The 21,242-nt window shown below is 63.0% G+C and carries 18 protein-coding genes and 1 tRNA gene; 11 read left to right on the top strand and 8 right to left on the bottom strand.

Features of this window, described 5'->3' with window-relative positions; translation table 11 throughout:
- Positions 1-39: 39 nt before the first annotated feature.
- The 4 genes from AC3ANQ_RS22755 (at position 40) to AC3ANQ_RS22740 (ending at position 4,421) form a co-directional block, all read left to right on the top strand.
- Positions 40-1,176 carry a radical SAM protein gene (locus tag AC3ANQ_RS22755; protein ID WP_488303137.1) on the top strand — a complete coding sequence of 379 codons (1,137 nt, stop codon included), beginning with the start codon at positions 40-42 and terminating at the stop codon, positions 1,174-1,176.
- A gap of 4 nt (positions 1,177-1,180) precedes the next feature.
- Positions 1,181-2,428, top strand: coding sequence for an MFS transporter (locus tag AC3ANQ_RS22750; protein ID WP_488303136.1), 1,248 nt, complete (start codon positions 1,181-1,183; stop codon positions 2,426-2,428).
- A gap of 161 nt (positions 2,429-2,589) precedes the next feature.
- Positions 2,590-3,168 (top strand): hypothetical protein, encoded by a 579-nt coding sequence (locus AC3ANQ_RS22745; protein WP_488303135.1) that lies wholly within the window; start codon positions 2,590-2,592, stop codon positions 3,166-3,168.
- A gap of 551 nt (positions 3,169-3,719) precedes the next feature.
- Complete coding sequence (locus tag AC3ANQ_RS22740; protein ID WP_488303134.1) at positions 3,720-4,421, top strand: class I SAM-dependent DNA methyltransferase; 702 nt, start codon at positions 3,720-3,722, stop codon at positions 4,419-4,421.
- Between the two features lie 22 nt (positions 4,422-4,443).
- Here the strand turns inward: AC3ANQ_RS22740 and AC3ANQ_RS22735 are convergent, their stop codons facing one another.
- Positions 4,444-5,412 carry an HhH-GPD family protein gene (locus AC3ANQ_RS22735; RefSeq protein ID WP_488303133.1) on the bottom strand — a complete coding sequence of 323 codons (969 nt, stop codon included), beginning with the start codon at positions 5,410-5,412 and terminating at the stop codon, positions 4,444-4,446.
- A gap of 312 nt (positions 5,413-5,724) precedes the next feature.
- On the opposite strand from AC3ANQ_RS22735, the gene AC3ANQ_RS22730 reads away from it, so the two are divergent.
- Positions 5,725-6,294 (top strand): hypothetical protein, encoded by a 570-nt coding sequence (locus tag AC3ANQ_RS22730; RefSeq protein WP_488303132.1) that lies wholly within the window; start codon positions 5,725-5,727, stop codon positions 6,292-6,294.
- Positions 6,295-6,321: 27 nt separating this feature from the next.
- On the opposite strand, the gene disA is transcribed toward AC3ANQ_RS22730, so the two are convergent.
- A complete protein-coding gene (gene disA / locus AC3ANQ_RS22725) occupies positions 6,322-7,398 on the bottom strand; it encodes a DNA integrity scanning diadenylate cyclase DisA (RefSeq protein WP_184740662.1) in 1,077 nt (358 codons plus the stop codon).
- A gap of 855 nt (positions 7,399-8,253) precedes the next feature.
- Between disA and AC3ANQ_RS22720 the strand changes: the two genes are divergently transcribed.
- Positions 8,254-9,867, top strand: coding sequence for a peptide chain release factor 3 (locus tag AC3ANQ_RS22720; protein ID WP_488303131.1), 1,614 nt, complete (start codon positions 8,254-8,256; stop codon positions 9,865-9,867).
- 162 nt (positions 9,868-10,029) lie between these two features.
- Here the strand turns inward: AC3ANQ_RS22720 and radA are convergent, their stop codons facing one another.
- A complete protein-coding gene (gene radA / locus AC3ANQ_RS22715; RefSeq protein ID WP_265980657.1) occupies positions 10,030-11,403 on the bottom strand; it encodes a DNA repair protein RadA in 1,374 nt (457 codons plus the stop codon).
- A gap of 41 nt (positions 11,404-11,444) precedes the next feature.
- The gene (locus AC3ANQ_RS22710; RefSeq protein WP_488303130.1) at positions 11,445-12,575 is read right to left on the bottom strand and encodes an FUSC family protein; all 1,131 of its coding nucleotides are present in this window, start codon (positions 12,573-12,575) and stop codon (positions 11,445-11,447) included.
- A gap of 282 nt (positions 12,576-12,857) precedes the next feature.
- On the opposite strand from AC3ANQ_RS22710, the gene pstS reads away from it, so the two are divergent.
- The 4 genes from pstS to pstB all read left to right on the top strand — a co-directional run bounded on the left by pstS (position 12,858) and on the right by pstB (position 16,984).
- The gene (gene pstS / locus AC3ANQ_RS22705; RefSeq protein WP_488303129.1) at positions 12,858-13,976 is read left to right on the top strand and encodes a phosphate ABC transporter substrate-binding protein PstS; all 1,119 of its coding nucleotides are present in this window, start codon (positions 12,858-12,860) and stop codon (positions 13,974-13,976) included.
- A gap of 138 nt (positions 13,977-14,114) precedes the next feature.
- On the top strand, positions 14,115-15,047 hold the full coding sequence (pstC, locus tag AC3ANQ_RS22700; protein ID WP_488303128.1) for a phosphate ABC transporter permease subunit PstC: 933 nt from the start codon (positions 14,115-14,117) through the stop codon (positions 15,045-15,047).
- Entirely contained in the window at positions 15,047-16,156 is a 1,110-nt protein-coding gene (pstA, locus tag AC3ANQ_RS22695; RefSeq protein WP_488303127.1) for a phosphate ABC transporter permease PstA, read from the top strand. Before pstC ends, pstA begins: the two co-directional genes overlap by 1 nt.
- Positions 16,157-16,204: 48 nt before the next feature.
- Positions 16,205-16,984, top strand: coding sequence for a phosphate ABC transporter ATP-binding protein PstB (gene pstB, locus AC3ANQ_RS22690; protein ID WP_488303126.1), 780 nt, complete (start codon positions 16,205-16,207; stop codon positions 16,982-16,984).
- Between the two features lie 213 nt (positions 16,985-17,197).
- Here the strand turns inward: pstB and AC3ANQ_RS22685 are convergent, their stop codons facing one another.
- The 3 genes from AC3ANQ_RS22685 to AC3ANQ_RS22675 all read right to left on the bottom strand — a co-directional run bounded on the left by AC3ANQ_RS22685 (position 17,198) and on the right by AC3ANQ_RS22675 (position 19,727).
- Positions 17,198-18,208 (bottom strand): inorganic phosphate transporter, encoded by a 1,011-nt coding sequence (locus tag AC3ANQ_RS22685; protein WP_488305394.1) that lies wholly within the window; start codon positions 18,206-18,208, stop codon positions 17,198-17,200.
- 4 nt (positions 18,209-18,212) lie between these two features.
- Complete coding sequence (locus AC3ANQ_RS22680; protein WP_488303125.1) at positions 18,213-18,830, bottom strand: DUF47 domain-containing protein; 618 nt, start codon at positions 18,828-18,830, stop codon at positions 18,213-18,215.
- Between the two features lie 237 nt (positions 18,831-19,067).
- Positions 19,068-19,727, bottom strand: a complete 660-nt coding sequence (locus AC3ANQ_RS22675; RefSeq protein ID WP_265980649.1) for a hypothetical protein — start codon at positions 19,725-19,727, stop codon at positions 19,068-19,070.
- A 254-nt stretch (positions 19,728-19,981) separates the two neighbouring features.
- On the opposite strand from AC3ANQ_RS22675, the gene AC3ANQ_RS22670 reads away from it, so the two are divergent.
- Positions 19,982-20,054 (top strand) — tRNA-Lys (locus AC3ANQ_RS22670).
- A gap of 358 nt (positions 20,055-20,412) precedes the next feature.
- On the opposite strand, the gene AC3ANQ_RS22665 is transcribed toward AC3ANQ_RS22670, so the two are convergent.
- Positions 20,413-21,117 (bottom strand): DUF3800 domain-containing protein, encoded by a 705-nt coding sequence (locus AC3ANQ_RS22665; RefSeq protein ID WP_488303124.1) that lies wholly within the window; start codon positions 21,115-21,117, stop codon positions 20,413-20,415.
- Positions 21,118-21,242: the final 125 nt, after the last annotated feature.

Below are 21,242 nucleotides of genomic sequence, written 5' to 3'. Positions count from 1 at the left end.
TTCCGCCGAGGCCGGACTAGGACTAGCAAGGTGAAATCCATGGGTGCAGGCAGCGGAATCGACACGTTCATCATCAAGACAGTGGAGTGGTGCAATTTGAACTGCTCGTATTGCTACTTCTACCACGGGCAGGATACGTCGTTTGAGAACCGGCCCCGCTTCATGCCGCGCAAGACCATCGAACACGCAGTTCCCAAGATCATCGAACACTGCCTCGCCAACGGAATCTCCGACATCCATCTGACCCTCCACGGCGGCGAGCCACTTCTTCAGCCCAAGAAGGACTTTTTGTGGATGATGGAGCAGTTCGACAAGATCGACGCCGCCGGCATCACCACGCACCGAAAGATCACCACCAACGCCGTCACGCTTAACGATGAGTGGGCCGAGCTGCTGGCCAGATACTCGGTCAGCGTCGGCATCAGCCTGGACGGCACCCGTGAAGCCCACGATTCAGCCAGAGTCGACCTTGCCGGAAGAGGCTCCTACGACAGGGTAATCCGGGGACTGAAGTCTGCACAAAAATTCGGCGACAAAGGCCTCAAGGTCGGGACCATCAGCGTCTTGAACCCCTTCGAAAGTGGCAAGCTGATCTACGAGCACCTTCGTGGCCTGGGGGTGAAGACCATCAATCTTGTCCTTCCGGAGGCCAACTACGTCCAGCCGCTGGATGCTCCGTTGGACGGCTACGCGCACAAGGACCTGGTGATCGATATCTTCGATGCGTGGATCCAGGAGGACAACGCCGAAGTAAGTATCCGGTTCTTCCAGGACGCCATCCGGGCCGTCGCCGGACTTCCGAGCTACAGCGACCAGTTCGGCTTCGCGCCGGTCAACGTTGCGGTCCTCGAAACGGATGGTTCCATGCAGCCGACAGACAACTTCCGGGCGTGCGCCGACGGAATGACTGAGCTCGGGCTCAGCATCTACCGCGATTCCTTCGATGATCTTTACAATCATGAGTTCTTCCAACTCTGCCGGGACCAGCAACTGCTCGTTCCGGAGGAATGTTCCGGCTGTAAGTTTCTGGACATCTGCGGCGGAGGGCGCATCAGTACCCGCTACTCGGAAAAGGACGGGTTCTCACGCAAGACCGTGCACTGCGAAACGCTCTATAGCCTGTTCGAGCACATAGAGACCGTGTTGGACAAGCGCCGCCAGCAAGCAGCGGCATAAACCCATGTCGACCGCCGAGGTTGCCGAACACGCGGGAGTCGAGGTCTCCCTGTGGAAACAGTTCTACTTCACCTGGGGCGGGCAGGCAGTCTCGAAGTTCGCCGGCCCGTTCCAGATGATCGCACTTGCCATGTGGGCGCTGAACAGCGGGCACGGTGCCATCGGCGTTTCTGTCATCACCTCCTCCGGACTGTTAGGAACCCTCGCGGGCACCGTCTTCGGCGGGGCAACCGCAGACCGGTACGGAGCGTTGAAAACCATCTTCGGATGTGACCTCGCAAGATTTTTCCTCTCAGGTGCCATAGCCCTTCTTGTCCTTCTGCAAGCCGGGTACAGCTATCCGGCGATTGTCTGCATCAGTTTCTGCAGCAGCATCATTTCCGGGGTCTTCAGCCCCGCGCTGCGGTCGCTCACCCCGGAACTCCTATCGGAAAGGGACTTCGAAAAGGGAAACAGCGTATTTGGCGCGGTGACAAGTTCATCGCAACTCTTCGGGGCTCTGTTGGGCGGTATCGCCGTCGCCCTGCTCGGCGCTGCAGCGGCGATCGCCGTCAACAGCGCCAGCTTCCTTCTCGGTGCGCTCACTTCTGCATCCGTCCTCGCTGCAGCCCGCAAAACCACAAAAGGCCAACTACCCGACCCTCAGAAGTGCGCCGGTCTTCTCGCATCCACCATGGCCGGACTGAGATATGCACTCGCCACCCCATGGTTGCTTGCGCTGCTCTGCGTTGATTCGGTCACCGACCTTGTCACTGCCGGGCAGCTTTACGTGGGACTGCCCCTTCTGGCGCAGCAGTCCGGCGGAAGCCTGTCCATGGGGATCCTGCTCTCCGGGTACGGAGCCGGCGCCGTCATCGGATCGGTAGCAAGCGCCTACCTGAAAAGCGAATCCCTGCGCAGTGTCAGGGCAGTTCTGTGGCTAAACATCATCCAGGCCCCTTTCCTGACCATCCTGCCGTTCGTCCCTTTTGCAGGCGCGGTCGCCTCCCTGGCCATCGGCGGAATCCTGAACGCCGCAGCGATGACGTACTACATCTCCGTCGTTCAACGGGCAGCACCCAAAGACATGCAATCACGGGTCATGTCCCTCCTCATGACCGGGGGGCTGCTGCTCCAGCCCGTCGGAACCGTGCTGCTCGGAGCCCTCGCCGATGCCGGGTTCCTCCGAGGAACCTTCCTCGCTGGAGGAATCATCATGATCCTCACCGCGACAATCGCGCTCAACATCAAAACCATCCGCCAGTTGAAATAGAAGATCGATACCTAGCAGATATGAGGACGTTCAATGGATAGTTTTTGGAGCGGTACGCTCTCGAGCGTCACGGCTGCGGCCATCGGATGGGTGTTCTCAGCGCTGATCGGTCTCCTCACACGAAAAACACGGTGGAAGCGCCCGGAGAAGGGACATCAAACATGTGGTTCACCGCCGGCATGGCCTGCGGGCTTTTGGTCACTTTGTTCATCGCCGTGCGCAGAACGTCGGCCTCTGGTCTCTGGAGCTGGCAAGCCGTGGGAACCGTCGTTGAGGTTGTGATTGCCGTGGCAGCCGCGATTTACTCCTGGATCGGTGTATCCGCGCAGAGCTGGCGTGGCAACAGCATTGAATCCATCAGTCAGAAAGTCGAAGCGGCATCGGCGGCACACCCCGCACCTCCGGGAATCTTGAGAGAACTGCCTGACCTCGTCGGCCGGGCAATGGAACTCTTCAAAGCCGACCCCCCTTACAGTTTCTTCTTCGTCGTTGTGCTGCTCGGCGCTGTCGTCATGTCAGGGGTCCTTCTCCTCCGGAGCTGGTCCTCCCTCTTTGACTGGTGCGCGTATGTCGGGTTCATCCACGGCCCAGGCAGTCAGCGTCTGGAACGGCGCGCGAAACGCTTCGAAAGTCGTGGGTTGAAGGACTGGTTCGGGAATCTGCTCGTCGTCGCCATCACGGTTGCCTTTGCCTCAGGATTGTTCTTTCTTCTCATGGATGCCGCCCTGAGAAATGCATAGCCCCATGTACCGCGAGCAACTGACAAGATCAGGGCTTAGGCGTGTTCGGGCAATCCTTCGGGCGTCGGCCATTCGGGCGCGCCGGCCGAGCGACGCACGTTAGGCACAATGACTGCCGGTGGGAGCGCGTCGCCGCGTAGCGGGCAGGCCAGGTTCCAGCGCAACTACTTGAAGTACCGCTGCGCCTCCAACATGGCACGCGAGTAATCCCCGAAAGGACACGTCGCGAGGGCCCGATGCCCCCGGATTGTAGGCGCCGTAAATCCAACCTTCCGCTGGGCCCTCGCGCAGACTCATTTCCCAAGTCGAAGTCGCCGGGGGTGGTGGTGCCAATAGCCCTGTCGCCCTCTGATCAAAGGCACACGGCGTACATGTTGCTTTGCTGCCAACGCAACATTGCTCAGGAATTCCGACCACTGCTCGAAGTCCTCTCGATACACCCCATATCCCCACCCCGGCCGCCAGCGAAAATCTCGGGTCTTCCGATAGCCGTGAATAGGGCCGGTAGGTCTTCCTCGGTCAGCGCGCGAAGAAGCAGTAGGGTTCTGGGCATGACTGAACTGGGCATGACTGAACTGGGCATGACTGAACTGGGCATGACCGAACCCGCGGACGTACATTCCACCCGCGCCGCGTACAACACGGTAGCTGCGGACTACGCCGAACTCCTGCGCAACGAACTAGCCTCGAAGCCGTTTGACCGGGCCATGCTCGGCACCTTTGCGGAACTCGTAAAGGCGGCTGGCGGAGGGGCAGTTGCGGACCTTGGTTGCGGTCCCGGACGGATTACCGCGCACTTGGACTCGCTTGGCCTCACGGCTTTCGGCATCGACCTGTCGCCGGAGATGGTGGCGATAGCCCGCCGGGACCACCCCGGCCTGCAGTTTGATGAAGGCTCCATGGAGGCCCTGGACCTGGCGGACGGCGCGCTGGGTGGCATTGTCGCCTGGTATTCGATTATCCATACTCCGCCGGCACGGTTGCCCGGAGTGTTCGCCCAAATCAATCGGGCCCTCCGGGACGGCGGCCTGCTCCTGCTTGCGTTTCAGGCGGGAGACGAACCCCGGCACCTGGATTTCGCTTACGGTCACGAGATCGACCTCGATGCCTACCGCTTGCCGCCGGACCGCACCGCGGGACTCCTGCGTCAGGCAGGCCTTGTTGTGGAAGCACAACTGCTTCGCGAACCAGACGACAAGCACGAAAAAACCCCGCAGGCCTACCTTCTAGCCCGCAAGCCGGCCCGCGTGTAAAGGAAGCAGCGTCTACGGAAGCTTAGGCCGGGAGCCGCAGTCCGCCGTCGTGCATTTCGGCCAGTCCGTCGCTCAGAAGTCCTTCAAGCGCCCGTTCCAGCTGCTCCGGGGCCGAATTCAAGCGGTGCAAGGCGGCCAAGGGCACCGCTATGCCGTCTGCGGCGAAGCCAAGGTCGGCTGCGGGGCGCTCGAACAAGTCCCGTGCCACGGGCGAAGCGGCCACACGCAAGACGGCCATGACAGCACCCCGGAGCTGCCGATCTGTGCCGTGCCAGGCCTGGCCTTTGGGCGTGTACGTCGGAGCAGGTTCGCCCGCGGCAAGCCACGCGCAGGACTCGCGGACAGGGCAGTCGGTGCACTTGGGGGAGCGGGCCGTGCATACCAGCGCTCCGAGTTCCATGACGGAGGCGTTCCACCGGACGGAGAGCCGGGCGTCGTCGGGCATGAGGGATTGGGCGAGCCGCATCTCGGACGCCGTGAGGGACGGCGCTGGCAGTGCCAATCCCGAAACGAGGCGGGCATGCACGCGCCGGATGTTCGTATCCACCACGGTTTCGCGCCGCCCGAACGCGAAAGCGGCCACAGCCGCTGCTGTGTAGTCGCCGACGCCGGGAAGGCTCAGCAGCGCGCCATGCGTGTCCGGGACCTTGCCGCCATGCTTCTCCACAATCGCGACGGCGGCCGCATGGAGCCTGAGCGCGCGGCGGGGATAGCCGAGCCGGCCCCAATGTCGCACGGCCTCGCCCGAGGGCTCGCTCGCGAGATCCGCAGGTTCAGGCCAGCGTTCCATCCAGTCTTCCCACACCGGCAAGACCCGAACTACCGGAGTCTGCTGCAGCATCACCTCGCTGACCAGGATTCCCCAAGGGCTGCAGTCCGGTGACCGCCACGGCAACACCCGGGCCATATCGGAGAACCAACGGTCCATGGACAGGTGTAAGTCCGAGAGGTGGTGGGTGCCGGCAAGTTCAGCGGCGCCTGGCAATAGCATGTGGATCCTCGTCGGCGTTCGTGGCAGGCCCTGATGGCGGCCGATTCCTGCCATCCACTGTAGTGGAGCCAGCCGAGGATGACCGACGTCATACTGGCTTCGATCAGGCCCCGGCGGCGTGGTGAGACGCCATCCCGGCCCGGTGTTGCCTAGCCTAGAAGAATGGTCAACAAGGGCAAGCAACCGCCACGGGCGCGCACGTCGCCGCCGGCGAAAAGCGCTGCCCGGACCGCAGGCGCAAACCGTTCCAGGAGTGCAGCGCGGCCACAAAGGCGCCGGCCGAGTCCCGCCGTTTACCGCCGTCGGAGGCTCGTGGCTTTTGGTGCCCTGCTGGTGGTCTTGGCGATGCTTGTGGCTGCGGCCGTGGCCATGAGTTCGTCGCTTTCAGGCAAGGCTGATTCCGGAGCGTCCAAGAACGATCCGAGCGGCGCGTCCCCCGTTGTCCAGATTCCTTCGGCGGATCCCATTGCGGCCACGACGACCCCCTCTCCGACCCCGGTCTGCGACCTCAACCTGGTGACAGTTACCGCATCCACGGACCAACCCGCCTATGCGGCAGGGCAGAACCCGGTGCTGAGCATGAAGATCACCAACGGCGGAACCGCTCCATGCCAGGTCAACGTTGGGACGTCCCAGATGGAGTTCCTGGTGATGAGCGGCGAAGACCGGATCTTCTCTTCGAAGGACTGCCAAGCGAAGGGCGAAGACCTCGTTAAGCAGATTGATCCGGGCAAGAGCGAGACGGCCAACTTCCCCTGGCAACGCAATAGGACGTTAGAAGGCTGCGGGGCGGTCTCGGCCAAACCGGCCAACGGCACATACACGTTCAAGGCCGTCCTGGGAAACAAAGCGAGCACCAAGGCCATCTTCCAACTCGGCTGAGGTTGGGAGCCGGTGGGGCGGTGGGGACTAGAGGAACCGGTCCAGCAGGCTGGCCTCGGCCATGCGGCTGAGCCCTTCGCGAACGGTCCTGGCGCGCTGGTCGCCGATACCGTCCACGGTCATGAGGTCGTCGATGGTGGCCGCCATGAGGTTCTGGAGTCCCCCGAAGTGTTCCACCAGACGGTCGGCGACGGCCTTCGGAACCGACTTCAGCCCGGACAGGAGGCGGTACCCGCGGGGCTGCACACCGGCGTCGAGCACATCCATGCCCCCGGCGAATCCGATGATGCCCGCGATCTTGCCGAGGTCAATCAGCTCAGTGGGGCCAAGGTCAAGCAGGGCCTGGACGGCGGCATCTATTTCCTCCGGTGAGGCATCGGCGCCGGCGTAGTCGCGGATGATGACGTCGCTGCCCGGGCCGCGGCCCATGGTTAGTTCCTCCAGCTGAAGGGAGAGCAGCCTGCCGTCCTCGCCCAGCTCCAGGACATACTGCGCGATTTCCTCCGCGATGCGCCGGACCATTTCCTGGCGCTGCAGGGTGACTGCTACGTCCCGGACAGTGACCATGGCCTCGATCTCAAGTGCCGAGAGGGCGCTGGTGACCTGGTCCAATCGGGCGCTGTACCGTTCTAGGGTTGCCAGGGCCTGGTTGGCGCGCGCGAGGACCTTCTCGGAACCCTCCAGCACGTGCCGGAGACCGTTGACGTAAAGGGCGATGATCTGCATGGACTGGCTGACCGAAATCACCGGGACCCCGGTCTGGATGGCCACGCGCTCGGCTGTCCTGTGACGCGTCCCTGATTCCTGCGTCTCGATGCTGGAGTCCGGCACAAGCTGGACTGCCGCGCGAAGGATGTTCCCGGCGTCCTTGTCGCAAATGATGGCGCCGTCCATCTTCGCAAGCTCACGGAGTCGCGTCGGGGAGAAGTCGATGCCGATTTCAAAGCCGCCGGAGCAGATTGACTCGATGGTTCGGTCCGTACCCAACACAATCAGGGCACCAGTGCGCCCACGGAGGATGCGTTCCAGGCCGTCGCGAAGCGGCGTTCCGGGGGCCACCCTGCCCAGAGTCGCCTTGAGCGATTCTTCGGGGCTCCGAGCCATAGGTGTTCCCTTCAAAGGTGCAAGCAGACGCGCCCGCGATTATGCTGGTTTTCAGCAGTGAGCCGGCAGGATCAAAGTGCAAGGTTTCCCGCAAGCTCAATGATAGAGGTATAGACCGGCAAGAACCGCACAGGCAAGCCTTAAAGTGCCCCAAAGAAGGTCATGTGGCGGGTGCTTCGAAACGCGTCCGACGGCGGCCGCCAGACTGCCACTTTGTGCTCGGTTCCGGGGACCTCAGGGAGCCGCCCGAAGCCGTGCGAGTCGCTCGAGGTCGCGTCGCACACTCAGTAGCGCCGCTTCCCGCGCCGGACCCCTTCCGGCATCAGGGCGTACCTGCCTGCCAGGAACCTGGGTTCCGCTCGGGGCATTGTCCGGGCTGTGTCCCTGCCGGCTCCTGGCCGGAGCGGTTCTCGTAGCGGTGCCCGTAGTGGTGCTCGCGCCTGAGCTCGCAGCTGGGCCCGGACCGGAGGGGGGTCCGAAGGGATCGTAGAACAAGTCATTCCCCGGTTTCATTGGTGCCTTGTCCTTTCGTGCCATCGCCGGCCTGATCGAGTGTTTTCCTGGCGGGTAGGTCTTCGCAGCCCCAATGAGCCGGACCGCCGTCAATTCAAGCTATCGGCTGGTGATTTCGGGGGTTTGTGCACCTCGTTTCGATCCTGTTAAACGCCGCCTTCCATAGCCGCCTTCGGCTAGATCCGCGGGCTGGGATAAACTTGGTATCTTGGCTGGCGCATCATCGTGCCGCTCCCTGAGTTGGCCCCCGGCCAGCGCAGGGCCCGTATCCAGCCTCCGTTCCACGTTTGGCCCGTCATTCCTTAGCGCGGGCAACGCCCAGATCGCAGCGAAAGTAGCACCGTGTCCCAAGAAGTCCTGAGCCCCGCCCGAGTCCAGGCAATTCACCATGAGGCCTCCCGGCGTCGGACTTTTGCGGTCATTTCGCATCCTGACGCGGGTAAGTCCACGCTCACGGAAGCCCTCGCCCTGCATGCCAAAGTCATCGGTACCGCGGGTGCGTCGAGCGGCAAGGCCAACCGCAAGGAAACTGTTTCCGACTGGATGCAGATGGAGAAGGATCGCGGCATTTCCATCAGCTCCGCAGCCTTGCAGTTCTCCTACCGGGACACCGTGATCAACCTGCTGGACACTCCGGGCCACGCCGACTTCTCCGAGGACACCTACCGCGTCTTGGCCGCCGTCGACTGCGCAGTGATGCTGGTGGACGCCGCCAAGGGCCTGGAAACGCAGACCATGAAGCTGTTCGAGGTCTGCAAGCAGCGGAACCTGCCCATCATCACGGTCATCAACAAATGGGACCGCCCGGGCCTGGACGCCCTCGCCCTGATGGACGAGATCACGGAACGCACCGGGCTTCAGCCCATGCCCTTGACTTGGGCGGTGGGCATTTCCGGCGACTTCCGCGGGGTCTGGGACTTGCGCAACGACCGCTTCGCCCGTTTCACGCGCAACAACGCCGGCGCCAACATCGCCATCACCGAGTACTTCACCCCGGAAGAAGCGGCGGAAACCCAGGGCGACAACTGGGGCGACGCCGTCGACGAGGCCGGACTGGTGATCGACTCAAACCTTGAGTTCGACGTTGAGAGCTTCCACGCAGGAACGGCAACGCCCATTCTCTTCAGTTCGGCTGCTTTGAACTTCGGCGTCAAGGAAATCCTGGACGCGCTGGTGGACTTCGCGCCCCCGGCCGCGCCACGCCCGGACGTCGACGGCGAGCCCCGTTCCGTTGACGCGCCCTTTGCTGGCTTTGTTTTCAAAGTCCAGGCCGGCATGAACAAAGCCCACCGCGACCACGTCGCCTTCATCCGCGTCTGCTCCGGCGTGTTTGAGCGCGGAATGGTGGTCACGCAGACCCGCACAGGGAAGTCCTTCGCCACCAAGTACGCCCAGCAGGTGTTCGGGCGTGAACGCGAAGTCATCGACGAGGCCTATCCCGGCGACGTCGTTGGCTTGGTCAACGCATCCTCACTGCGAGTGGGCGACAGCCTGTTCCTGGACGAACCCGTGGAGTTCCCCGCCATTCCGCTCTTTGCCCCCGAGCATTTCCAAGTGGCCAGGTCCCAGGATCCCAGCCGCTTCAAGCAGTTCCGCCGCGGCATTGAGCAGCTTGAGCACGAAGGCGTCATCCAGGTGCTCCGCTCGGACGTCCGCGGCGATCAGGCACCTGTCCTCGCCGCCGTCGGCCCCATGCAGTTCGAAGTGGTGGAAGACCGCATGGCCCACGACTTCAACGCTCCGATGCGTTTGGAGCGCCTCCCGTACTCGATGGCGAGGATCTCGACGGCGGACGCCATGCCGGCGCTCGCCAACGTCCCCGGCGCCGAGGTGCTGTTGCGGTCCGACGGCGAATACCTGGCCTTGTTCAACGACGTCTGGGCGCTGCGCCGGATCGAGAAGAACCACCCGAAGCTCACCCTGGTGCCGATCGGCACGCACAACCCCGCAAAATAGTCCTGCGGAGACGAAGTAATCCTCTGGACATGCCCCCTGTACAAACCGAGGACTGGACATAGTGGTGTTATGTCCAATGCCTGGTTCATGCAGGGGGCATGTCCGTGGAAGCGTGGTCAGTAGCGACCCGACGCGCCCGACACTCCGAGGCTGACCCCGCTGTTACGTAATCAGCAGCTCCAGGGCTTCCGCCAGATGCCCCACCTCGCGGACCGAGAACCCCTCGGGAACCGGACCCGGTCCATTGGGACTCGCGGGCACCACGGCGTGCGTGAAGCCAAGCCGCTGCGCCTCGTGGATGCGCTGGTTGATCCCGGGAACAGGACGGACCTCGCCGGCGAGGCCAACCTCGCCGAAGGCAATCAGCCGCTGCGGCAGCGGCTTGCGGGCCTTCGCCGAAGCCACGGCAAGCGCCACTGCGAGGTCTGTGGCCGGTTCGCTCAATTTCACTCCTCCAACGGTGGCTACGTAGGAGTCGTCCTTGTGCAGGATGCAGCCCGCCCGCTGTTGAAGCACGGCCAGAAGCATGGAGACGCGGGAGCTGTCCAGGCCGCTGGTGGCCCGGCGCGGCTGTGAGCTGGCGCTTTCGGCCAGAAGGGATTGCACCTCGGCCAGCAGTGGCCGGCGGCCTTCCATGGTTACGGTGATGCAGGTGCCGGAGACGGGCTCGCGTGTTCGGGAGACAAAGAGGCCACTGGGATCCGCGAGGCCCTCGATGCCGCCTTCGTTCAGGTCGAAGCAGCCGACGTCGTCCGTGGCCCCATAGCGGTTCTTCACCGCGCGCAACAAGCGGAGCCGGGAATGGCGCTCGCCTTCGAACTGGCACACAACGTCCACCAGGTGCTCCAAAAGGCGCGGACCTGCAATGGAGCCGTCCTTCGTCACATGGCCCACCAGGAGAGTGGTCATGTTGCGGCGCTTGGCGGCGGCGATGATGGACGCGGCCACTTCGCGAACCTGGGAAACGCCGCCTGCGCTGCCTTCGACATCGGCGCTGCTCAGGGTCTGCACCGAGTCCACAATCAACAGCCTCGGCTCGAGCTTCTCCACTTGACCGAGTGCCTGCCCCAGGTCCGTTTCCGCAGAGAGATAGAGGCTGTGCGCGACGGCGTCGATCCGCTCCGCGCGGAGTTTGACCTGCGCCGCTGATTCCTCGCCCGTGACGTACAGGACGTCCTGGCCTGTGCGGGCGAACTTCGCCGCCACGTCCAGGAGAAGGGTGGATTTCCCGACGCCGGGTTCGCCGGCAAGCAGGATCACCGCGCCGGGAACCAAGCCTCCGCCCAGGACGCGGTCCAATTCGTCTACGCCGGTGGGCAGGAAGGCGGCCGTGGTGCCGTCTACCTCGGCAATGCGGCGCGCCGGCTCCAAAACTGTTGTTGCCGCCGTCGTACGCGCAACAGTGGCGCCCGTTTCCTCCACGGTGCCCCACGCCTGGCACTCACCGCAGCGGCCCACCCACTTGACCGTGGTCCACCCACATTCGGCACATTTGTACGCGGGTGTCTTGGAAGTGCGTGAGGTCTTGGAAGCCATGCGTACAAGGCTAGTGGAGGGGTAGGACAGTCAAAGCCCCGTCACTGCAGCGGAGGCAGCACGTCCCTTGCCTCAAGGGGGTCCATGCCTGCGGCTTCGAGCAGGTCCACCATGAGCGGGCGGAAGAGCATCACCACCGTTTCGCCCTCGAGTTTCTGGACGTGCAGCATTTTCGGATGGAGGCGGGTGGCAATGTCGGCCAGGTCCTGCCGCGCACCGCGCATGTGGGCGCGGCGCGCGCCGTCGTGCACTTCCGCGAGACCAAGCGATAGTTCCTCGACAGCGGCAGAAGTGTCCTGGAGGACCTCGGAGATGCTGTCCGTTGCCTCGTCGGTCAGGGCCGCATGGTTAATGGCGCTGGTCAGCCGCCGGGCGAAAACCCGGCTGTTGCGGAGGGCTAGATCGATGGAATCCAACGATTCCTCCAGCATGGTCAGCTCGTCACGGTGCCTCCGGTACGCAGGCGCGAGGGTGGCCACCTCACCGGACGCCTTGAGTGATTGGCGCATCCGGTCCACGAGGGGCTGGCAATTCCTCCCACGGATAAGTGCGTGCCAGGCCTGGGTCGAGTCGCTGTTGATCAATGCGTCGGCACACTCGCGGAGAACTTCGGAGAGTTCGTGCAGGAGCTTGCGGACGTCCTGGCGGGGTTCCCGGCGAGGATCCTTGGGGACCAGCATGGTGACCAGGAGCGCGAAGACCCCGCCCACCACGGCGTCGATGCTCCGTGTGAACGGCCCGCCTTCCGGCGCTGGCAGCAGTACCACCAGGAGTGACTGCAGGCCCAACTGCGTGGTGAAGATGGTGCCGCTGTCCAGGAATCGGGCCAGGAGGATGGAGAAAAGAAGTACGACGGCGGCCTGCGGGATCCCAGGGCCCAGCCAGTGCAGCAGCAGATCACCGATGACTATCCCGAGGGTGCAGCCGAGCCCGACTTCCATGACCCGGCGAAGCCGTGGATCCCGCGAGAAGCCGAGGGCGATCAGGGACGAGGTGGCGGCGAAAAGCGGTCCCTTGTGCCCCAGGATGTATTCAGCGAACGCGTAGGCACCCACCGCACACACGGTCATCTGCATTGCTGGAACCAGCGAGTTCCGGCTGCGGACAAACCCGGTGCGGAGGCGCGCCCGCAGGAATTTCTTGCTTGCTGAAAGTCCTTGGGGGGCGGCCATGCCTCAAGTCTATTCAGACGGCCGAATCGGGACGTCGCAGGCCGGGCGCTGCGGAAAAGTGAGGGGTGTCACTTAATCCCTCATCTCGTACTGAGCGCAAGGGCAACGCTGCACATGTAAGCCAATAGTCCACAGCCGTTAACCTTCTGTTCACTTTGGACGGCCGGTCCCGTTACCTGCGCCTCATACCGTCGATCAAGGTACAAAATCGTACGCAAGTCTTTCGTATGCCGACTTTCTCCCTCGGCACGCATCAGAGAATCCCTGGAAGGGGTACATCCAGTGAAGGTAACTCGCTTCGGCCGCAACGCGGCAATCGCGGTCCTCGCAGTCGGCGCCCTTGCGCTGACCGCTTGCGGTTCGGACAACGCAACCAACGCGCCGGCAGCCACCCAGTCTGCCGCGGGCGTCAAAGTCACCGGCACGTTGACCGGTATCGGCTCCTCGGCGCAGGGCGCCGCAATGGACGCCTGGAAGACCAACTTCGCTTCCGCCAACCCGGGTGCCACTGTCCAGTACTCCCCGGACGGCTCGGGAGCTGGCCGCAAGGCCATCCTTGACGGCTCCGCTCAGTTCGCAGGTTCTGACGCCTACCTGACTGACGCCGAGCTCGCCACCTCCAAGACCAAGTGCGGCACCGATGGCGCCATCAACGTCCCGGTGTACATCTCCCCGATCGCCGTAGCTTTCAACATTCCCAACGTCAAGGACTTGAAGCTCGACGCAACCACCGTTGCCAAGATCTTCCGCGGCCAGATCGCCAACTGGAACGATCCCGCCATCGCCGCCCTGAACGCTGGCGTCACCCTTCCGGACCTCAAGGTCACCCCGGTCAACCGCTCTGACGATTCCGGAACCACCCAGAACTTCACCGACTACCTCGCCGCAGCGGCTCCGGACGTCTGGACCGACAAGGCTGCTGGCCTCTGGCCCGCATCCCTGAAGGGCGAGAACGCCAAGGGTACCTCCGGCGTCGTCAAGACCGTCACGGACACCCCGGGTGCCGTAACCTACGCTGACGACTCCGCAGTCTCCGGCAAGCTCGGCACCGCGCAGATCAAGGTTGGCTCGGACTTCGTCAAGATCTCCGCTGACGCTGCCGCCAAGGCTGTTGAACTCGGCAAGCCCGTCGCCGGCCGCGCTGCCAACGACCTCTCCATCAAGCTTGACCGCACCACCACCGCTGCCGGCGTCTACCCGGTTGTCCTGGTTTCCTACCACGTCGTCTGCACCAGCTACGACAAGAAGGAAACTTCTGACCTGGTCAAGGCTTTCGAGAGCTACGTAGTCTCCGACGCCGGCCAGCAGGCTGCAGCCGGCTCTGCCAAGTCCGCTCCGCTTTCCAAGGCGCTGCAGGACAAGGCAAAGGCCGCTGTCGACTCCATCAAGGCCAAGGCCTAAGGACCACAATGGAGTAGTGGTGCTGCGGACCGCGGCACCACTACCCTGAATACCGAGGTTCCCTGTCCCGCCCGGTGAAACATCACCGGGCGGGGCGGGGAACTTGGCCATTTTTGAGTGAATCTGAAGGATCGTGAAGTGACCACCAACTCCTTGACCACTTCCCAAGGTGCCGGACGCGCCGGGGACAAGGTCTTCTCCGGAGCCACCCTGGCCGCGGGGTGCCTGATCCTCCTGGTCCTCTTCGGCGTCGCACTTTTCCTTGTAATCCAGGCCATTCCGGCTCTTATGGCTCCGCCTGCGGACATCCAGGGCGGCCACGGCTTCTTCGCCTACATTGGGCCGATCGTGGTGGGAACCCTGATTGCCGCGGTCATCGCGCTTGTCATCGCTACCCCGGTTGCCATCGGCGTCGCCTTGTTCATCTCGCACTACGCGCCCCGCAGGCTTGCCTCAGGCCTTGGCTACGTGGTGGACCTCCTCGCTGCCATTCCTTCCGTGGTCTACGGCGCGTGGGGTGCGGCATTCCTTGCCCCCCAGATCTCGCCCGCCTACAACTGGCTGGCCAGCACCATGGGCTGGTTGCCGATTTTCCAAGGCCCGGCTTCGGCTACCGGCAAGACCATCCTGACCGCGAGCATCGTTCTCTCCGTCATGGTTTTGCCGATCATCACTTCCCTGTCGCGTGAAATCTTCCTGCAGACCCCGAAGCTCCACGAGGAAGCCGCCCTGGCCCTCGGTGCGACGCGTTGGGAAATGATCAAAATGGCTGTTTTGCCGTTCGGCCGTCCGGGCATCGTAAGCGCCGTCATGCTGGGCCTCGGCCGTGCGCTTGGCGAGACCATGGCCGTAGCGTTGGTCCTGTCCTCCGGCGTTCTGACCGCAAGCCTGATCCAGTCCGGCAACCAGACCATCGCCGCGGAAATTGCCTTGAACTTCCCTGAAGCGAGCGGACTCAAGGTCAGTACGTTGATCGCAGCCGGTTTGGTATTGTTCGTCATCACCCTCGGTGTCAACATGGTTGCACGCTGGATCATCACCAGGCACAAAGAATTCTCGGGAGCCAACTAATGACTGTCACAGCCCCCGTGGTGCGCAAACGCTCTGCCCTGACCAAGGGCCAGTTGCCCGCCTTCGCACCATACGTCGTCCTGGCCGTTGCCTTGGTACTCGGCGCGGCGATCCTTGCGCTGATCGGCTTCAACCCCTTCGGCTGGGGCCTCGTCTCCGCCATCCTCTTCACGATCGGGCTGGTCGGCTGGAGCGCGGCCGTAGAGGGCGGCCGCAAGGCGAGTGACAAACTTGCGACGTGCCTCATTGTCGGCTCATTCCTTGTGGCGCTGCTGCCCCTGATTTCGGTGATCTGGACCGTCCTCGTGAATGGCATCCCGGGCATCATCACCCCCGGCTTCCTGACGACATCCATGAACGGTGTCACAGGCGCCCTCGACAACAAGAGTGTCGATGAAGGGACAAAGGTCCTCGGCGGCATCTACCACGCGCTCCTGGGCACCGTGCAGATCACCCTGCTGGCCACTGTCATCTCGGTGCCGGTGGGCCTGCTGACCGCAATCTACCTCGTGGAGTACGGCAACGATCGGGCCCTCGCCCGTGCGATCACGTTCTTCGTCGACGTCATGACCGGCATCCCCTCGATCGTGGCAGGCCTCTTTGCCGCGGCCTTCTTCTTCGCCGTGGTCGGCCCGGGCACCAAGACCGGTGCGGTCGCCGCCGTCGCGCTTTCAGTCTTGATGATCCCCGTTGTGGTCCGCTCCAGCGAGGAAATGCTCAAGATCGTCCCGAACGAGCTCCGTGAGGCGGCTTACGCGCTGGGTGTCCGCAAGTGGCGCACTATCCTCAAAGTGGTTATCCCGACGGCGATCTCCGGCATCGCTTCCGGCGTCACCTTGGCGATTGCCCGCGTTATTGGCGAGACGGCACCGATCTTGGTTACCGCAGGTTTCGCGACCACCATCAACAACAACGTGTTCGGCGGCTGGATGGCGTCGCTGCCCACGTTCATCTACACGCAGATCCTGAACCCGACCTCGCCGTCCAATCCGGACGCGTCGAGCCAGCGGGCATGGGGTGCCGCGCTGGTCCTGATCATCCTAGTGATGCTCCTGAACCTCGGTGCGAGGCTGATCGCCCGGATCTTCGCCCCCAAGGCCGGCCGTTGAGCCGCCAGGCCATCTGCAAACTTCCAACCACAGCACCGAAGGAACACCATGTCTAAGCGGATCGACGTCAAGGATCTGAATGTCTACTACGGCAGTTTCCTGGCCGTTGAAGGCGTCAACATCAACATCGAAGCCAAATCGGTCACGGCGTTCATCGGCCCGTCCGGTTGCGGCAAGTCCACCTTCCTGCGCACCCTGAACCGCATGCACGAGGTGCTGCCCGGCGCGCGCGTCGAGGGTGAAGTCTTGCTCGACGGCGACAACCTCTACGGTGCCGGTGTGGACCCGGTGACTGTCCGCAGCCAGGTGGGCATGGTTTTCCAGCGCCCCAACCCGTTCCCCACCATGTCTATCCGCGACAACGTGCTAGCCGGCGTCAAGCTGAACAACAAGAGGATCACCAAGGGTGCGGCCGACGCGCTCGTGGAGAAGTCCCTCCGTGGCGCCAACCTGTGGAACGAGGTCAAGGACCGCCTGGAGAAGCCGGGTTCCGGGCTCTCAGGCGGCCAGCAGCAGCGGCTTTGCATTGCCCGCGCCATCGCTGTGGAACCGCAGGTTATCCTCATGGACGAGCCCTGCTCGGCGCTGGACCCCATCTCCACCTTGGCGGTCGAAGACCTCATCAATGAGCTCAAGGACGAGTACACCGTGGTGATCGTGACGCACAACATGCAGCAGGCCGCGCGCGTTTCCGACAGGACGGCGTTCTTCAACATCGCCGGCACCGGCAAGCCGGGCAAGCTCATCGAGTTCGCGGACACCACCACCATCTTCAACAACCCGTCCCAGAAGGCCACGGAAGACTACGTCTCCGGCCGCTTCGGATAACCACTTCGGCTGCCAACCTTCGCAAGCTCAGGCCGGGACCCTCGCCGCTGTGGGCCCAACTTCGGAATCTCCATCGATTGCTGAGCAAGGGTCGTTTTAGACGTCCAAAACGACAGTTTTGGAGCAATCGATGCGAAAAAAGCCCGACGGCGACGGTCACCTTGGGGGTGACTGCCGCCGTCGGGCTTTTGCGTGCCTGGCGCGGCTCGCCGGTCAGCGCGACAGCGGCGAGAGCGCTAATCCAAGGACGAAGGCCACCGCAGCGGTGACGATCGGCGTCGCGACCCAGAACCCCAGGATCCGCAGCACCATCCGACGGTTGGTGACCGAAAAGTTCTGGTTGGTTCCAGCTCCGAGCACTGCCGACGTCACGGTGTGGGTGGTGGAAAGCGGCAAATGGAGTCCGATGGCACCGACAAACAGCATGAGCGAGGTCAAGGTCTGGGCGACGAATCCCCGCAACGGGTCCACCCTGGTCAGCTTGTAACCCAAGGTGTAGGAGATGCGCCACCCGCCACAAAGCGTCCCTGCCGCGAGCATGACAGCCGTCAGGAGGATGACCCAGAACGGGAGGTCGTCGTGGTCGGACACTCCTGCCGCCACAGCGCCCAGCAGTATCACGGCCACGGTTCGTTGCCCGTCTTGCAGTCCGTGGCCGAATGCCACCGCGGCGGCCGAGACGGACTGGGCATGGCGGAAACGGCCGTGCACAACGTCGGGCTGGGTGTAGCGCGCCGCCCACGTGACGGGCCAGACGAGGAGGTAGGCGCCGATGAAGGCGATCACAGGGGATAGCAGCAGCGGCAGGACCACTTGCGCCAGCAAAATACTGTCCACCCCGTTGATGTGGCCGCCTCCCATGACTGCGCTCGCGGCTCCGGCGCCGGCCAGGCCTCCCACCAGGGCGTGCGTTGACGAGAGGGGCACACCGCGCCACCAAGCGTAGGTTCCCCAAAGGATGGCGCTGCACAACCCTGCAGCAAGTACAGCTAGCCCGCTCATGCCCGAGGGAAGAACCACCCACGATTGGCTGAAAATCAAGGCGAACCCGCCGCTGAGCAACACGCCGGCAAAGTTGAAAACCGCAGCCAAAACCACGGCGACAGAAGGAGTGAGGGCACGGGTCCGCACGGAGAGCGCGACGGCGGTGGAGACATCGCGGAAGCCGTTGAGGAACGCGAACCCAGCCGCCAGCGTCACCACGAGGGCGAAGAACGCGACCATCACGTCATGCTTCCTTGACGATGATGCTGCCTACCTGGGTGGCGACGCGGCGCATGTCCTTGGTGACGTCCACCAGTTGGTTGGCTACGTCACGGTTCCTCGAAAACTGTGCGGACTTCATGTCTCGGAGCATCTCTGCCACCCAGGTCCGGTGGCTGCGCTCGGCACGCTTGGCCAGCCGGAGGACCTCGATCCAGTAGTCCTCGAGCTCGTCGAGGTCGTCCAACTGGCGCATGGCATCAACGGTGAGTTCTGCCTGCCGGCTGATGATCTCCAGCTGATCCGCCGCGCGCTTCGGCAGCCGGTCCAGTTTGTAGAGGGCCACGAGGTCGCCAGCGGCGTCCAGTTTCTCCATTGCCTCGTTGAGGAAGCGGGAAAGGGCGTACATGTCCTCGCGGGGGAGCGGGTTCACGAAGCTCGTGCGCATGTGGGTCAGCAGGGCGAAATGCAGATCTGTGGATTTCGCCTCGTGTTCGTGCATCTCTTCCACAAGCCGTTCGTGCTCTGAGACAGGGGCTCCGAAAATCTCGGAAAGCGTCCCTGTGGCCTCAAGAATCTGACGAGCCATCTGCGAAAGCAACTGCAAACCGGCGGGTTCTTGAGGGAAGAGACGCAGCTTCATTTGGCTTCCGGGGGGCGAGGTGGACGGGGACTCGCGGCGTCTTCGCCGAAAGGCATAAAAATGGTGCCGAACCGGATACGCCTCTCGGCGGTAGGCCGCTCGAAGCGGCTATAAGTTGAAGCCCGGGGGTTTCGCGGTTCGACACCAGTTTCAGTTTTCTACGTCGGCCGAGCTAAGTCAACATTGACAGTTGGCGCTCGGGGTGATTTCGGCGGCCCTTCACCCTCATTTTTCACGTTAATCCAACTCACCGAGGCGCCATGCGTTGGCCGCGTGCTCAAGGTCCTCAGCGGTCTTGACGAGCTGGTGCGAGTTCCGGGTCAACTTGCTCGCGTGACCCTCATTGGAATGTTCGGCGCTGTCCGCCAGGGTGGCTTGGCCGAGCGCGACGACGCGGCAAAACGCAGCCGAGCGTTCCAGCGCGACGTCGAAATCGCCGTCGAACGCTCCTGAAAGGATGGCGTCCGCCATCTGCTTCATTTCGTCGGCTCCCGGCGGCTCCGCGGCTCCTGCCACAACGTGTGAAACCTGTGCGGTGTCCCGGCCGGCCTTGAAGTACACCGAGATGCGCTCGGAGTTCTGCATAGTGGCCGCGCGCAGCGCATAGAGCCGCCACAAAGCGCCCGGCAAGGACCGTGCCGGGCTCTCGGCCCACATCTCGGCAATGGCTTCGAGGCCTTGCTCGTCAGCGAGCTTCACAAGGCGCCTGGTGATCTTGGGATCGTCGCTATCGCGGCCGCGCCGCACGAGAGCCTGTGCCGCAAGGTGTGCGGCTTCGGACACGCGCGCGGGGTCCGCTCCGCCGGCGAACGGCTCGAAGTCAATCGGCGCGAAGGGTTTCGGCTTGTGATGCCTATTTGCCCCGCCGTACACAGGAGGTCCCGATTGTTCGCTCATGCCCCAACGCTACTCCTGTGCCTTCGCTCGTGCACTCTTGAACGGTGGCTGTTGCGGTGGCTGTTGCGGTGGCTGTTGCGGTGGGGGAGCGTTCTCCCCAGGTTTGAATCCGCGGGGGCCGCGACACGCCGGAGTTGCCGCGCGTCGCCGTCGGCGGCCGGTTCAAAAGAGGTCACGACGGCGCGGGGGTCCGCCGTGTCAAAACGCCCCTGAGCTTGAGGTACAGTATTTATGGCTGTTTCTACAGTCGGCAGGGGCCTTTAGCTCAGTTGGTAGAGCATCGGACTTTTAATCCGTGGGTCGTGGGTTCGATCCCCACAGGGCCCACCCTAAAACCCCCGGAACCATGCGGTTCCGGGGGTTTTCTTGCGCCACGCCAAAACTGCGGGTAGTAGGGGTTACAGGACAGAATGTGTGTAAATCCCGGGTGCTTGAAGTCCGTCCGGCCCACCCTTGCGGTTCCAGAGGCCTTCGCCGACGCTGGTGTGGGTGTCCGTACAGGGCCGGTCCGACGCAAGATGCTAAGCACAGTGGGGATCGCAGACGTGAAGTGCGGCATGTCTTGCACGGGCCGTCGATGATTGCTAGCGTGGTGAACGCAGGACGCGGAAACGTCTCCCGCATAGACCGAAACCCCGATGCAGAAGCACGGGGTTTCGCGTTTTAAGCGGTTAGCCCTATGCGCTCACGGCCAGACATAGCTAAACCGTGTAGCTTTGTCGAGATTGCCCTTGATCGCCTGCATTGCCTTCTTCGCGGCAGGATGCCTCTCCGCGATCGTGACCGAGCGGTTAGTGAGAAAAGTCGCCATATCCGCGGCCTGAAGCAGGCGGCTGTGGTTCGACGGGCCGAAATAGATCGTATCTATGAGGTCGCTCAACGGAATGCTTGTATATCCCCTTTGCGCGGCGGCCCGCATACCGCGGAATCGGGTCCTGCTGTCCGGCGCAGTGTGGTGCTCGTCGGCAAGAACCAGGGCACTTTCGTCCGTGTGGTCAAGGTTGAGGACGCGCTGTACAGACTCAAGTGCGTGCGAGAGCGCAAGCGCGTGGGCTGGATGTGGATTTGCGTACTTGTCTTTGAGCTTCTGGACGTCAATGCCACGGAAAACGAAGACTGCGCCTGAGTCATGTATGGCCTGGGCGACTTGCTTGCATACGTTCACTGCCAGCCACACTGGGACGTCTTCCCAACCCTCTTTCTGGTGGAAGACTTCGTAACCATGAAGCTCAGTTGCGGGATCGAAGCCAGGGACGTCATTGACTACAGCCGCGACAATTGCATCTAGGCTCTTCTCAAGCTTTCTTGCTTCCTCAGCGCCTACCATTAGTGCACCCATATAGTAGAGCTGTCCGCTCCGAGCGGATTCGTCTAGAAAAGCAAGGATCATTCGCTGATCCTATAGAAGATAAATCAAAGTTACTAACCTCGATCTTTCATGAGGCAGGATTTCGGCGGGGTCAGGGCTTACCGGCGGCCTGACGTGGTCGATTTTTGCATGAGGGTGTGACGGAA

It is taken from the genome of Arthrobacter sp. DMZ02-1R (assembly GCF_057747935.1).
The sequence above is the reverse complement of the archived record's forward strand: the minus strand, read 5'-3'. Positions and strand labels throughout refer to the sequence as shown.

Excerpts from the sequence above, each read along its gene's own strand:
- AC3ANQ_RS22755 (WP_488303137.1), top strand. The coding sequence starts at position 40 with ATGGGTGCAGGCAGCGGAATCGACACGTTCATCATCAAGACAGTGGAG.
- AC3ANQ_RS22750 (WP_488303136.1), top strand. The coding sequence starts at position 1,181 with ATGTCGACCGCCGAGGTTGCCGAACACGCGGGAGTCGAGGTCTCCCTG.
- AC3ANQ_RS22745 (WP_488303135.1), top strand. The coding sequence starts at position 2,590 with ATGTGGTTCACCGCCGGCATGGCCTGCGGGCTTTTGGTCACTTTGTTC.
- AC3ANQ_RS22740 (WP_488303134.1), top strand. The coding sequence starts at position 3,720 with ATGACTGAACTGGGCATGACTGAACTGGGCATGACTGAACTGGGCATG.
- AC3ANQ_RS22735 (WP_488303133.1), bottom strand. The coding sequence starts at position 5,412 with ATGCTATTGCCAGGCGCCGCTGAACTTGCCGGCACCCACCACCTCTCG.
- disA (WP_184740662.1), bottom strand. The coding sequence starts at position 7,398 with ATGGCTCGGAGCCCCGAAGAATCGCTCAAGGCGACTCTGGGCAGGGTG.
- radA (WP_265980657.1), bottom strand. The coding sequence starts at position 11,403 with ATGGCTTCCAAGACCTCACGCACTTCCAAGACACCCGCGTACAAATGT.
- AC3ANQ_RS22710 (WP_488303130.1), bottom strand. The coding sequence starts at position 12,575 with ATGGCCGCCCCCCAAGGACTTTCAGCAAGCAAGAAATTCCTGCGGGCG.
- pstA (WP_488303127.1), top strand. The coding sequence starts at position 15,047 with ATGACTGTCACAGCCCCCGTGGTGCGCAAACGCTCTGCCCTGACCAAG.
- pstB (WP_488303126.1), top strand. The coding sequence starts at position 16,205 with ATGTCTAAGCGGATCGACGTCAAGGATCTGAATGTCTACTACGGCAGT.
- AC3ANQ_RS22685 (WP_488305394.1), bottom strand. The coding sequence starts at position 18,208 with ATGGTCGCGTTCTTCGCCCTCGTGGTGACGCTGGCGGCTGGGTTCGCG.
- AC3ANQ_RS22680 (WP_488303125.1), bottom strand. The coding sequence starts at position 18,830 with ATGAAGCTGCGTCTCTTCCCTCAAGAACCCGCCGGTTTGCAGTTGCTT.
- AC3ANQ_RS22675 (WP_265980649.1), bottom strand. The coding sequence starts at position 19,727 with ATGAGCGAACAATCGGGACCTCCTGTGTACGGCGGGGCAAATAGGCAT.
- AC3ANQ_RS22665 (WP_488303124.1), bottom strand. The coding sequence starts at position 21,117 with ATGATCCTTGCTTTTCTAGACGAATCCGCTCGGAGCGGACAGCTCTAC.